This is a genomic window from Bacillus sp. SD088 (assembly GCF_017355205.1).
In the GTDB taxonomy this organism is placed as follows: domain Bacteria; phylum Bacillota; class Bacilli; order Bacillales; family Bacillaceae_C; genus Lederbergia.
Window position 1 is genome coordinate 1 of record NZ_JADIJK010000038.1, and the last position, 12,341, is coordinate 12,341.

Below are 12,341 nucleotides of genomic sequence, written 5' to 3' on the forward strand. Positions count from 1 at the left end.
GCCGACTTCCACCCCAATCAACTGAATGGGAGACGTACATGGACTCAAATGATTGGATCGTAAGTGAGGTCCTCCAAATGGAAAATATCCCCAGCTTCATATTGTGCGAGAGTTTCTTCAAAAATCCGCTGATGTTCAAGCCTTCGTCGACCATTAGAAGATCGCTCTGGTTCTTTACATAACTTTGAAATAAGCTCAATCATAGGCTTTGACCAATAATCACTAATACCGTCTAGCATTTCAAGCAATGTGCCTTTGTAGCCTATTTTCTTCTTCATGAGTAACGTTAAACAGTAGGTAATCATCGCAATATAAACCTGATTATAGACCGCATTTTTTCCTTTTCCGTATAACCGTCTTCAGGACAAGATGTTGTTTGATCCATTTGAAAAATAATTCAATCTGCCACCGGTTCCGAAAAAGATCACCGATCTCTTCCGCCTTGACTTTTGCATCATTGCAGATAATGGAAATCTTATTCCCTTCGCTGTCTACTGTCTCGACTAATTGTAAAGGGGTCTCCATGGTGCCAATTTTCACAATGGCGTGTCGTAGAATGGAAGAAGATGGATCAACCGGTAACTCTTCGATTATTGGTCCAATGTTACTCCAGGTAAAGAAAGAGTTTGTACAATGGGGGGGGCAGATTGGCAGGAAGGACGACGTATAACATTAGTATTGGAATCTAAAGATAACAAGTATGTAAATGGGTGGGATATGCGTGCCGATAGTATTAAACTTAATTGGTATCTAAATGTTCTTACTTATGGTGCTTGCCATGAACTAAATAAGAAAAAAGGTAGAATAGACAAAGAGTTATTCCTTGACTATCTAAAATAAATTGGGATTTTTTAGTTAGAAAAGCGTCTTGATCAGCTTGAAAGCAAATAGGAAAAGATCCGATTTTAACTTTTGTGATGGAAGTTTTATTGTGGGGACAATCTCATTTAGATTACTTTCCCCTTTACATCTTGTTCTGAATCGGACATATTTATAAAATAAGATATCCTTTTTAATATATGATGTGCATATAAAACAAGGACGCATTCGTTATGAATTTGACCCCAATTCAACAGTCTGTATTACTCGCGCTAAACACTGAATGGCAAACACCGAAACAAATAGCTGATCAGCTCCAAAAAGAAGATTTATCTATCGTAAATCAATCCATTATAGATTTAATTCATGAAGGTTTGGTCCAGACTAATTTTGTAGTGCTGGGCACATACAGACTAACTTCTGATGATTCTTTTGCCAAGACTATTCTGCGAGGTGAATAATTACTCCCCTGCTTGTTCGGAATCTGTATTAACTGCTTTTATTTTCTCCATAAAATCCACCCGTTTTACATTCTTTATAAACTCCACTAATCTCGTGTCCTATTTTATATCTACTATCCTCTAATCGGAATCCCTTGCTTATTTACTTGCCTGGTGTTCGGTCTTTTCGTAAAGGTCACAAGCCAACACTTTTTTGATCATCCCTTTATCTCCACACTTTCTATGTGTCATTTGATTGAAAATTAAAACAAAATCGAAACGAATGAATAATATTCCTTCTAATTCCTCATAATAAATTTTGAGGTGAATGGACATGGAGATTTTCAACAAAATAACTAACAAAATATCTGATTGGAACGCTGTTCAAACTGAAAAGAAGATCAATACCAATCGTGACAAGGGGACCTGCCCAGACTGTTCTGGAAGAGGTTTTTTTATCACAAATGCATATATTGATCCTACTTGTCCTAGTTGCAATGGTACCGGCTCATTTTCAGATTGGGCAGAAACTACTCAGCAACAGTTTGAATAGTCGCAATTGGTTTAAACTCCGATGTTAATTAAAGGAGTGACATTTTGATCATTATATTAGCTGCATCGATTATCTTCCCAACTCTTATGCTTAATCTAAAAAATAAGAGTAAGACCATCCAAATCGTTTTTAATGCTATTGCTCTTCTATCAGCAATTATCTTTGGGGATATTGCTGCACTAGCAATTCGTCAAATCCTCATTGATAACACTGTGTTTATGACAGCGATTCATAGTGTTTTCCTTAACCCTCTTTTTTTGATAACTGGAGGTTATATTGGGTTATTTGCCATTTACAGATTATTGATTTTGACCTTGAGTGAAAGATAGTAATTCGAAAACATTTATTTTTAAGCACATAACAAAACATTTGGCTCCTTATACCTGGACCCAGCTATAGCTCCTATATCTCTTAGCTGGGCCCGTAACGATAAATAATCCATCCTCATCACGACGTTTTTACAAGAGGTTATCACTCCCCTAACTTTTTCGAAACTGCTACGCTTCTAACCAATATCAATTAATGAGGAGAACATTTTTTCCTTTATCCGTAACATGTCACATATAGCATATGAAAGCATTAGAACTAAAATCGATTCATGTTGAATACGGATGAGTAAATTCCAATAAAATCCCTCCTTTCTAATACTCTCAGCTACAAGAAGAATATCCTTTAATTTAAACAAAAATAAAAATAGCCCTAATCAGGACTAATAAAAATAATCTCTATCTTCTGGTTCGTATTCCTCTAATTCGTCGTCATCTACCTTTTCTAATTCCCGAGGTAATTCATAAATTGGCTCTTCTTCTTTAAATAGATTAAAAATTCTTTTTAACATTGAAGCACCTCTCCCTCTCGAATTCGCCTTACACTTATAATATATCCTCTTATTGTTAGTCCTAGATGAAAGGTAGGTAAATTTTTTGTAAATATCCATTTGAAGAATCTTTAATCAATCTGCGAAAATCTTTTTTACATCTTGATGGGATGAAGAGAAAAAGTTTCTTAAATTGCAATATTAAATGCAACACTTTATGTGAAACCACTATATAAGGTTTTTATGTCACTTTGTTGATTGTGTGGCCTAGGCCACACAATCAACAAAGTGCGCGAAATTTTCCTCCGGCGTCTCGTAATGTAAGATTTTCCGGGGGAATGTATTCATCCAATTGGCAACTTCTGCAATGTGCTGGTCGGAGTATGCATGAATCGGTTGACCTTTCTTTATAAAGCGTCTGAGCAGCCCATTATGACGCTCATTTGTCCCTCTTTCCCAAGAGGCATATGGATGCGCAAAATAAACATCTATTCCCATTCCTTCTCCTTGCTCGCTAAGTTCGCTGAATTCGGATCCGTTATCAGCTGTTATACTTTTAAACGTTTCTGGAACATTTGAGTACTCTTGAAATATATCTTGTAAAGCATCACTTATCGCTGGTGCACTCTTACTGGATATACGTTGGACAATGGCCTTACGTGTCTTTCTTTCTACAAGAGTTAGGAGTGCCTGATCTTTAGATTTGTGACCAAGAACGGTATCGATATCCCAATGACCAAACTCCTTACGCGTTTCAATCGATTCCGGTCTTTCTTCGATACTAGTACCAAGGTTTTTCTTATTATTTCTGGATTTTGAAGTCTTTGTGTTTCGGCGTAGTTTCAAAACTAAATCCATATTCTTCACTTTTACATCACCGTGATCAATCCAGTTATATAGTGTTTTTGTGCAAGGGACGGAATCGAATTCATTTTGCTTTTTTGCATGACCCACAACAACATCAGGGGACCAATCGTCTTTCAGTATTTTTTCTTCAGCATATAAAATGAATTTCCAAGAAGCCATTAAGATGGTTGGAGCACCACAGTTTTTTCGGTTCTCTTCGTATACACGCGCACCAACATCTGGAAAATATTTTTTGTAAGGTTGGCGATTCGTATCAAGTTGTTCAACTGTGCCTCGTTTTAATTCACGTGATATTGTACTATGATCACGCCCTATTTTCTTTGCGATATCCCTTAAAGACAGTCCTTGTTCCGAGTACGCAGCTATTTGGCCTCTCTCGATTTCAGTTAAATGTATATAGCTTCGTTTTTTCGTGTTAGAATGAGAGTGAGTCATCGTGATTTACCTCCGTATGTTTATGGTTTTGGTCAACTTTAACTATACGTGGTTTCACGATGGCTTTCTATTTATTTAGCTGTTGCATTTCATTTTACAATGAAGCAGAGAAAAAGTTTTTCAGAAAAAGTGTTGACTTCATCTTAATCAGTCTATATAATAAAGAATGTCTTTTACAAAATGTCCCAGTAGCTCAGCAGGATAGAGCAACAGCCTTCTAAGCTGTGGGTCGGGGGTTCGAATCCCTCCTGGGACGTCATCAGAAAAAAGCGCTAAATCCCTTGTATATCATGGGATTTAGCGCTTTTTTGAACATGGATTAGTTTATCCCCAACATCTAGGCAACCTTGAAAAATTGGTCAATGACCGTATTGACCAATTTTTCAAGGTTGCATTTTCTCTTGTTGGACCTACTAAAATACTCTCCGAAGAGATTCTAATTCTTCGTGCTTATCATTAAAAAAGCGCACTGTACATCGATCATTTTGCTCAATGATCGCATAAGTTCTTTCATTTCCCCCTCTTGGAAGCAGGATACTGCCTGGGTTCAGAAATAGCGTTTCTTCTATTTTTTCTACTCCAAGTAGATGGGAATGTCCAAAGAAGACAAAATTGGCTTCCAATTCTTTTGCACGATAAGCAAGATTGAAAAGAGAAGATTTTATTTGAAATAAATGACCATGTGTTGTAAAGATTTTATACCCTTCGACATCCAATAGCAACTCGTTCGGGAATTGTTGATCCATGTCACAATTCCCTCTTACTGTATGAAATCCTTCAAGCACTGGATCTACTGCACGTAATTCAGAGTCACCACAGTGTATCAATGCGTCAACATCGTTCCCATATCTATTTTTCAATGCTTTTATCATGGCACGGTCACCATGACTATCACTCACGACAAGTAACTTCATTTACAAGCTCCTCTCAGAAGAGATACTTCACAGGTTTTTATTTTACCAAAGAATTATGGGAAATGATATTGGAACGATTGATACAAGCATTTGGAGATCAATGAGAATAAGTAAAGACTAATATCTCACTTAGAGAGGATGTTCAAAAAGTCCGGTAATTATCCTCCTTTTTGAACACACACTTACATTCTCCTATTCTATTAATCTATATCGCCTACTTTTTCTTTCAGATGATAGAGCTCTCGTTTTAATTCCTTAATAGTTTCTTGATAGTTTGAATCATGATAAACATTTTTTAGTTCATACGGATCCTCTTGAAGATCAAATAATTCCCATTCAATTTCTTTCTTTATATCTTGTGTACCTGGTAGTCCAAATCCTTCACCATAGTAGCAAATTAATTTAAAGCGATGGGTTCTGACCCCGTAATGTGCAGCCACATTATGTTCAGGATCCATATGTTCCCAATACCGATAATACATAGAGGTCTGCCAATCTTCAGGTGTTTCTCCTTTTAGAATCGGCTTTAAGCTTGCACCTTGCATATCATCAGGTGCTTGAATCCCTGCAAAATCTAGAAATGTTTGCGCGAAGTCAACATTTAATGCGAATGAGTCTGTTACGCTACTAGGCTCTATTTCTTTTGGATAGCGAATTAAAAATGGCATACGTAAAGATTCTTCATACATAAAGCGTTTATCATACCATCCATGATCCCCAAGAAAGAAACCTTGGTCTGAGGTATAGATTACAATGGTATCATCTGTGATACCATCTTCATCCAAATAGTTTAGAAGACGCCCAACATTATCATCAATAGAAGCAATGCACCGAAGATAGTCTTTAATATATCGTTGATAATACCAACTTTTTGCTTCAGCCGCTGTTAAACCTTCAGGTAGATCTTCCTTTACATCCCTTTTGCGTAAATCTCGATCGATACGCATTTGGGCTTCTAACGCTGCCGAAGAACGAGTGTCATAGTCATCGTGAAAGGTTTCTGGTTCGGGTATATCTACATCTTTGTATAAATCCATATATTTTTCATCAGGATCCCAAGGACGATGTGGTGCTTTATGATGGCACATCATAAAAAATGGTTGATCTTTATTTCTTTTCTCTAACCATTCTAAACTCAGGTCTGTCGTTATTTCTGTCGCATATCCAGGGAATACTTTTTTCTCTCCCATTTCAATCATTTCTGGATCATGGTAAGCCCCTTGCCCAGGGAATATATTCCAATAGTCAAACCCAGTTGGATCACTATTCCCACCATGACCTAAATGCCATTTTCCGATCATCGCCGTTTGGTAACCATTCTCTTGTAAAATCTTCGCCACATGATGTTGACGTGCATCAAAATCCTCATATAATGTCCTTACTCCATTTAGGTGATTATACTTTCCTGTCAAAATCGCCGCTCGACTAGGGGCACAAATTGAATTTGTGCAAAAGCAATTATTTAGCCTCATCCCCTCATTTGCAATTCGATCAAGATGTGGCGTTTGGTTAATACGGCTATTATAGGCACTAATTGCATGAGCTGCATGGTCATCACTCATAATAAAAATAATATTCGGCTGCTTTTGTGTACTCAATTGGATCACCCTTCTTTATTTTTCTTCAAGCTGAGTCGTATAGTGGTGCGAATATCCCTTTGTTTTGAAGATTGTCTACGCCTTAGAATCCAAGGTTAACGCTTTCAATCTCCAAAAACTTAATGAATGGATGCATATACTTTTTTCTCTCTCTATTTGTCGGTATTATATCATAAAGGTTAAATCTTTTTAATATCTTTTCCCTCTAGAATCTTACGGTTAAAAGTAAAAACAGGGCCAATTACTCGCCCTGCTTTACCTCATCCCTTATGCTTTCAAATCCTTAGATCTTACTTTCTTATAAAGAGATTCTCCATAATTGGTTCTAAATTCCTTAAAGCTCCTGATCTATGACTTATTTGATTTTTTTCTTCACTTGTCAATTCCGCCATTGATTTTCCGGCAGTTATTGCAAAAAATACTGGATCATAACCAAAGCCATTCATACCGTGTCTTTCAGTTAAAATCTTGCCTTCACATTTTCCTGAGACAAATACTGTTTCTTCTCCAGGAATGGCCAAGGCAAGTGCACAATAAAAACGCGCTGTTCTTTTATTATCAGGAACATCCTTCATTTCATAAAGCAATTTATCAATATTTGCTTCATCATTCTTCTCTTCCCCTGCATATCTTGCTGAATAAATGCCAGGCGCACCGTCTAATTCGTCGACAATCAATCCCGAGTCATCCGCTAAGACCATTTCATTTAATTCCTTGGATAAGGTTTCTGCTTTGATCCTTGCATTTTCTTCAAAGGTATTACCTGTCTCTTCGATATCGGGATGATTCTCAACATCCAATAACGTACGTACCTCTATTCCATATCGGGAAAAAAGTGTTTCAAACTCAGCTGCTTTCCCTCTGTTTTTGGTCGCAATCATTACTTTTTTCATCATGACTGTTTTTTCACGACTTGATCGATCAAAGTCGCCACCTCACCAAGAGCTGTTCGCTGTAATTCCATCAGTTGTTGAATTCCTTGTGACGCAGCATCTAGCATTTCTTGAAGCTGAGTTGCCGAAAATGTTGCCTCTTCTCCTGTTCCTTGCAATTCAACAAACTCCCCATTTCCAATCATGACAACATTCATGTCTACTTGTGCTTGACTATCCTCTTGATAGTCTAAATCTAAGATGACTTCACCAGTCTTACTTATTCCAACACTCGTTGCAGCAAGAAAGTCTTTAAGTGGAAAGGTTGTCCATTTTTTCCCTAGAGATAGTTTGTGCAGGGCCATCGCAACCGCGACAAAAGCGCCCGTAATTGAAGCCGTTCTCGTTCCACCATCAGCTTGAATAACATCACAGTCAACCCAAATGGTTCTTTCTCCAATCACATCTAAATCAACAACCGCGCGAAGAGAACGACCAATTAAACGTTGAATTTCCATCGTTCTTCCCGATATCTTCCCTTTCGAAGATTCGCGAATATTTCTCGTTTCCGTAGCACGTGGCAGCATTGCATATTCCGCTGTGATCCAGCCTTTTCCTGTTCCTCTAAGGAAAGGAGGAACACGATCTTCTATACTTGCTGCACAGATGACCTTTGTATTTCCAACTGTTATTAATACGGACCCTTCAGGATGCTTTAAATACTGGTTTTCAATATGTACAGTTCGTAAACCCAATGTTTCTCTATCTTGAGAGCGCAACAGTCCATTCCTCCTTAAAACTATAATCAGCTAAAATAATACAAGAGGCCGCATCATATCAGCCTCTTGATTATTTATTATATAGTATATCAAATTTCCCTATTTAAAAACTACCTACGTTTACTTTTTCCGGACGGCTCACTGGAGCGGTTAGAGACTCCCCTTCTTCGTTCACAACCTCATCCTTCCCATTTACTTTAATCGATACACCTTTAATATCTTTTTGTTCGGTTAAAGATAGGACGATTGAGCTAAGGGTTGCGTCTGAAATGATATTGCTATCACTATTTTCAAGGATGGATTCATTAAAATCGAGAACTACATTTCCATCTTCTACTTTAGGTTCATCAAGCAATTTCACGCCATTGAATAACGCTGTAGATAGTGTTGATTGCAGACCAGGACCATCCACTAATTGATTAATAACAGCTGCAATATCATCTTTTTCGGTATTGGATACCCTTTTGGTAACAGGTACATAATAAGGATCTTCCTCAGCTTGTGATAAATAATAGACGGTTACAGGTCGCGTATTTGTGATATCCGCAACATCAGAAAACTCTGTATTAATTCCGTCCGCTCTTGTTAGTCCGTTCTCACTAATCGGTGTTCCACCAACCGGCATTTCTTCAAGCGCATATCCGTTTACCCTTAATTCTACAGAATCAACACTATCGAATTGCGTTAAAGTCCATGTAACCGATTGGAGAATACTTTGTTCATCTACTTCATTATACTCAGAGAACTCTTCAGAAAAGTCTACTACAGCAACGCCTTTGTCAATATCTACATCCACTTCTGTCCCTGCCGGAATTACTGTTCGAAATCCATTTGGAATAACTTCTGAAATAGGGCCATCTGTAACGAGATAGGAAAGAACTTGTTTTGCCACACTTTCCGTTTTTGGCATTGGAATCGATTGAGAAACGACGTAACCATTTTTGTCCACTAAATAAATATCTCTCATTTGCGTATCAGCTGTTTCTTGTGTTGTCTCATCAGTTGTTGATTCTACATCTTCCCCCTCTTGCATGTGAGTCACTTCTCCTTCTGGTGGATCCATACTCTCTTTATCTTTTCCGAAAAGACCACAGCCGCTTAATGCTATACTTGCTGTTAATACACCAGCCAGCGTAAAGGCCATTTTTGCCTTTTTTGACATTTCGTACCCCTCCTAAGACAGTTTGTACTCTATGTATACGAGCTATCTTTCAGGAATAGACCGGCTTGTCAAAACTTTTTATAAGAAATGCGGAAGACGGCTGACTAGGAGCGACAAACAAATAACCCTGAACCCGGAGAAGACGTACATTTGCTAAACCCTATTGATGAATATCAACCATAATTCAGCGATCTACAGGACAAAATTTTATAAACTAAAAAAACAGCCCACTAAGAGCTGTCTTTATCTTTTAATATAGAAAATCTTGATTTTTAAGATTCACAAATTCAATATGTAACTCAACCGAGTGTAACCAATCTGATGCAATTCGGTAAAAAATAGATTGTGAACCTGTTGTAAAAAAGTGATGTTTCGGGGTAGCTGAAGACGGATTAAGCCAACCGTGAAAATCGAGAATGGTACTTACTTCTTGAGCAGTTTCTTCCCCAGAGCAAATCACATTTACTTCAGGTCCCATTTCCGCTTGGATTAAAGAAGCAAGCAAAGGGTAATGCGTACATCCAAGCACGAGTGTGTCAATACCTTTTCCTTTTATCGGAATCAATGTCTCTGAGACGACCTTTTTGGCAACATTACTATGATATTCAAAGCTTTCCACAATCGGGACGAATTTAGGGCAAGCGAGCTGTTCAACATGAATTTGCTGATTAATCATCTTTAATTCATCTACATATGCTTGACTTTTAATCGTCCCAATCGTTCCTAGAATCCCGATCCTACCATTCTCTGTCACCTTCAAAGCGGCTCTTGCCCCAGGGGCAATGACACCGACAACTGGAATATTTAGTACTTCGCGTAATTCTTGCAATACTACTGCTGTGGCAGTATTACAAGCAATGACAAGCATTTTAATATTTCTCTCAACTAAAAAACCGGCCATCTGCAAAGTAAAACGTCTTACTTCCGCTTCTGGTCGTGGGCCGTAGGGACAACGTGCTGTATCCCCCACATAGTAAATCACTTCATTCGGCATTTGCCGCATAATTTCCTTAGCAACGGTTAAACCGCCAACACCTGAATCGATGACACCTATTGCATGTTCCAACTTTTCCGCCTCTTGTCTATCTAGTTGCTCTTTTCGCTAAAACGTAGCAAAAAAACATTGCTTGTTCACTTAAGCAACTATTTCATTTCTATTTTTCACTTCATATCTTGATGTAAACGAGCTAAATATCCTTTTAACTGTACAATATCCTCGTCAGAAAAGTCGGTTAAAACTTCTTGCAGATAATTTTGTCGTCTGCCAATTACCTCTGCAATAATATTTTCTCCCTTTTCCAATAAGTGAATTCTTACAACCCGTCGATCTTTTGGATCCCTGACCCGCATGACAAGTTCTTTTTTTTCCATTCTATCAATTAAATCTGTTGTTGTGCTACAGGCTAAATACATTTTATTTGAAAGCTCACCAATCGTCATATCTCCTTTTTCCACCAGCCACTGTAGTGCAATAAATTGAGGTGGTGTAATGGAGTAATCAGTCAATATCACACGGCCTTTTTGTTTAATAATCCCAGAAATATAACGAAGATCTTTTTCTAACTCCGCAATTACTTCTTCATCTCGCCGCAGGAGTTCATTATTCATCATAATTGGAAAGCAACTCCTTCCATCCCTTTGTCCCGAGCCATAGGCAATCAGACAGCAAACCTTCACGAATAAATGAGGATTTACTCTATTGCATTGTCTCTTTTTTTTCGAGAAATATCAAGATATTTTTTAAGTTACGCTCCAATAATATGAATATTAATCCCTTTACAAGATTCACCCTGTGAAGACCCCACCCAGCTGTTTCCTTTTGAGCCATCTACTGATGTGCTGATTAACGAAAAAAATGGCAAATCAGAATATTGTTCACTGATTTGCCATTTTTTCCAAGTTATTTTTAATGTAAGGCTCGGTCAATCGATATAGTGCCCCCACTCCAGACTTTTTTCGAAGTCCAATCTTCCTCTCCTTGCCAAAATGGATCATCTGCTTGTAAGCCAAGTGGGAGAAAAACAGTCGAACATAAATAAAGACTTCCTGTCGAAATATACCCTTCTCCTAATTCAGGCTGATGTCCGCATAATCCAATCTGCAGCCAGCCCTTATCATCAAATGTACCGCTCGTTTCTATTACCTTACGGATTACAGCTGTTAGGGCACATCGTACTTGAGTTGGGGAAAGCTCACTTGGAAGCCTTTGCTGCAAAGCCATTTGTGCTAGGTGTTGAAAGGCGCCAAAACGATAGGCAATCGATCTTCCGATAACCGGAAAAGTACCTTCTGGAGAGATGCTTCTCTCCTGAATGCTAGCAAACCTTTGAGCTCTGTTCATAATTTTAACCTTCAGCTGCTGCCAATCCTCCGCTTGCTTACCAATTGTATCAATGATATCAACCAACATTGGCTGAATGACATAGCTATTATAATAGTCGGCATGAAATTCGGGTCCATCCCCATACATTCCATCGCCCAAATACCATTGTTCATGCTGTTTCAAAGCATAATCAACACGCATGGGATCCCACTCTTCTCCAAGCTTATAAAGCGTCACTTCAATCATCGCAGAAAATAACAGCCAGTTGCTGAAAAAAGGTTTACGGGAACGGGTACTCTTCAGGGCTGTCACGATGTTTTTCTGTATTGCTTGTGGCAGCGATGTAAACAATTGCTGTGGGGCACGTAATATTGCGTGCGCAAGAAACGCTGCATCGACAATCGGTTGATGTCCCTTTGAGAAATTCATATAGTCTGGCGAGTTTGGATCAGTTGCCGCATCTAATCCTTTTTTTACCAATTCTATATAGTGCTTACGCAACTTACCTTCTTCTCCATCTTCAGGCCCAGATTCCAACCAAGGGGCGATCCCACAGAGTAATCTTGCGAATGCTTCCAAATGGCTATATTCCTCACGATCGGATAACTTACCCTCAACCGGCATCTTCTCTTTTAGCTGCCGATCCGCTAACGCCTGAAGTACTGGATTGGCGATTTCATGCATTTTCTGCAGCCAATAACTACGATCAGCATGCGTTTCAATCATTTTTATCCCTCCGTTCAACTTTTCACCGGACTTTTT

Annotated in this window: 15 protein-coding genes and 1 tRNA gene; 4 read left to right on the forward strand and 12 right to left on the reverse strand. The window is 38.4% G+C overall.

Features of this window, described 5'->3' with window-relative positions; translation table 11 throughout:
* Nucleotides 1-44: 44 nt before the first annotated feature.
* Together IPU53_RS25135 and IPU53_RS25140 are read right to left on the reverse strand one after the other, a co-directional pair.
* Entirely contained in the window at nt 45-305 is a 261-nt protein-coding gene (locus IPU53_RS25135; RefSeq protein WP_242698515.1) for a hypothetical protein, read from the reverse strand.
* A 16-nt stretch (nt 306-321) separates the two neighbouring features.
* On the reverse strand, nt 322-525 hold the full coding sequence (locus IPU53_RS25140; protein ID WP_242698516.1) for a transposase: 204 nt from the start codon (nt 523-525) through the stop codon (nt 322-324).
* Between IPU53_RS25140 and IPU53_RS22575 the strand changes: the two genes are divergently transcribed.
* From IPU53_RS22575 to IPU53_RS22585, 3 genes are all read left to right on the forward strand, one after another.
* Nucleotides 524-670, forward strand: coding sequence for a hypothetical protein (locus IPU53_RS22575; RefSeq protein WP_207453443.1), 147 nt, complete (start codon nt 524-526; stop codon nt 668-670). The genes IPU53_RS25140 and IPU53_RS22575 overlap by 2 nt on opposite strands.
* A gap of 382 nt (nt 671-1,052) precedes the next feature.
* Nucleotides 1,053-1,280 (forward strand): hypothetical protein, encoded by a 228-nt coding sequence (locus tag IPU53_RS22580; protein ID WP_207453445.1) that lies wholly within the window; start codon nt 1,053-1,055, stop codon nt 1,278-1,280.
* Nucleotides 1,281-1,856: 576 nt separating this feature from the next.
* Nucleotides 1,857-2,141 carry a transposase gene (locus IPU53_RS22585; RefSeq protein ID WP_242698517.1) on the forward strand — a complete coding sequence of 95 codons (285 nt, stop codon included), beginning with the start codon at nt 1,857-1,859 and terminating at the stop codon, nt 2,139-2,141.
* A 380-nt stretch (nt 2,142-2,521) separates the two neighbouring features.
* Here the strand turns inward: IPU53_RS22585 and IPU53_RS25375 are convergent, their stop codons facing one another.
* Nucleotides 2,522-2,650: a hypothetical protein gene (locus IPU53_RS25375; protein ID WP_278253326.1), complete on the reverse strand. Its 129-nt coding sequence runs from the start codon at nt 2,648-2,650 to the stop codon at nt 2,522-2,524.
* A 246-nt stretch (nt 2,651-2,896) separates the two neighbouring features.
* The gene (locus IPU53_RS22590; protein WP_207453447.1) at nt 2,897-3,931 is read right to left on the reverse strand and encodes an IS30 family transposase; all 1,035 of its coding nucleotides are present in this window, start codon (nt 3,929-3,931) and stop codon (nt 2,897-2,899) included.
* A 182-nt stretch (nt 3,932-4,113) separates the two neighbouring features.
* Here IPU53_RS22590 and IPU53_RS22595 point away from each other — a divergent pair.
* Nucleotides 4,114-4,187 (forward strand) — tRNA-Arg (locus tag IPU53_RS22595).
* A 157-nt stretch (nt 4,188-4,344) separates the two neighbouring features.
* Here IPU53_RS22595 and IPU53_RS22600 read toward each other — a convergent pair.
* The 8 genes from IPU53_RS22600 to IPU53_RS22635 all read right to left on the reverse strand — a co-directional run bounded on the left by IPU53_RS22600 (nt 4,345) and on the right by IPU53_RS22635 (nt 12,305).
* A complete protein-coding gene (locus tag IPU53_RS22600; RefSeq protein ID WP_207453449.1) occupies nt 4,345-4,845 on the reverse strand; it encodes a metallophosphoesterase in 501 nt (166 codons plus the stop codon).
* Between the two features lie 200 nt (nt 4,846-5,045).
* Nucleotides 5,046-6,452 carry a sulfatase family protein gene (locus tag IPU53_RS22605; protein ID WP_313886552.1) on the reverse strand — a complete coding sequence of 469 codons (1,407 nt, stop codon included), beginning with the start codon at nt 6,450-6,452 and terminating at the stop codon, nt 5,046-5,048.
* 281 nt (nt 6,453-6,733) lie between these two features.
* Nucleotides 6,734-7,336, reverse strand: coding sequence for an XTP/dITP diphosphatase (locus IPU53_RS22610; protein WP_207453484.1), 603 nt, complete (start codon nt 7,334-7,336; stop codon nt 6,734-6,736).
* Nucleotides 7,336-8,094 carry a ribonuclease PH gene (rph, locus tag IPU53_RS22615; RefSeq protein ID WP_207453454.1) on the reverse strand — a complete coding sequence of 253 codons (759 nt, stop codon included), beginning with the start codon at nt 8,092-8,094 and terminating at the stop codon, nt 7,336-7,338. Before rph ends, IPU53_RS22610 begins: the two co-directional genes overlap by 1 nt.
* Nucleotides 8,095-8,197: 103 nt before the next feature.
* Nucleotides 8,198-9,256 carry a GerMN domain-containing protein gene (locus IPU53_RS22620; protein ID WP_207453456.1) on the reverse strand — a complete coding sequence of 353 codons (1,059 nt, stop codon included), beginning with the start codon at nt 9,254-9,256 and terminating at the stop codon, nt 8,198-8,200.
* A gap of 250 nt (nt 9,257-9,506) precedes the next feature.
* A complete protein-coding gene (racE, locus tag IPU53_RS22625) occupies nt 9,507-10,322 on the reverse strand; it encodes a glutamate racemase (protein WP_207453458.1) in 816 nt (271 codons plus the stop codon).
* Nucleotides 10,323-10,417: 95 nt separating this feature from the next.
* On the reverse strand, nt 10,418-10,864 hold the full coding sequence (locus IPU53_RS22630) for a MarR family winged helix-turn-helix transcriptional regulator (RefSeq protein WP_207453485.1): 447 nt from the start codon (nt 10,862-10,864) through the stop codon (nt 10,418-10,420).
* Between the two features lie 298 nt (nt 10,865-11,162).
* Entirely contained in the window at nt 11,163-12,305 is a 1,143-nt protein-coding gene (locus IPU53_RS22635; protein WP_207453460.1) for a DUF2264 domain-containing protein, read from the reverse strand.
* Between the last annotated feature and the right edge of the window lie 36 nt (nt 12,306-12,341).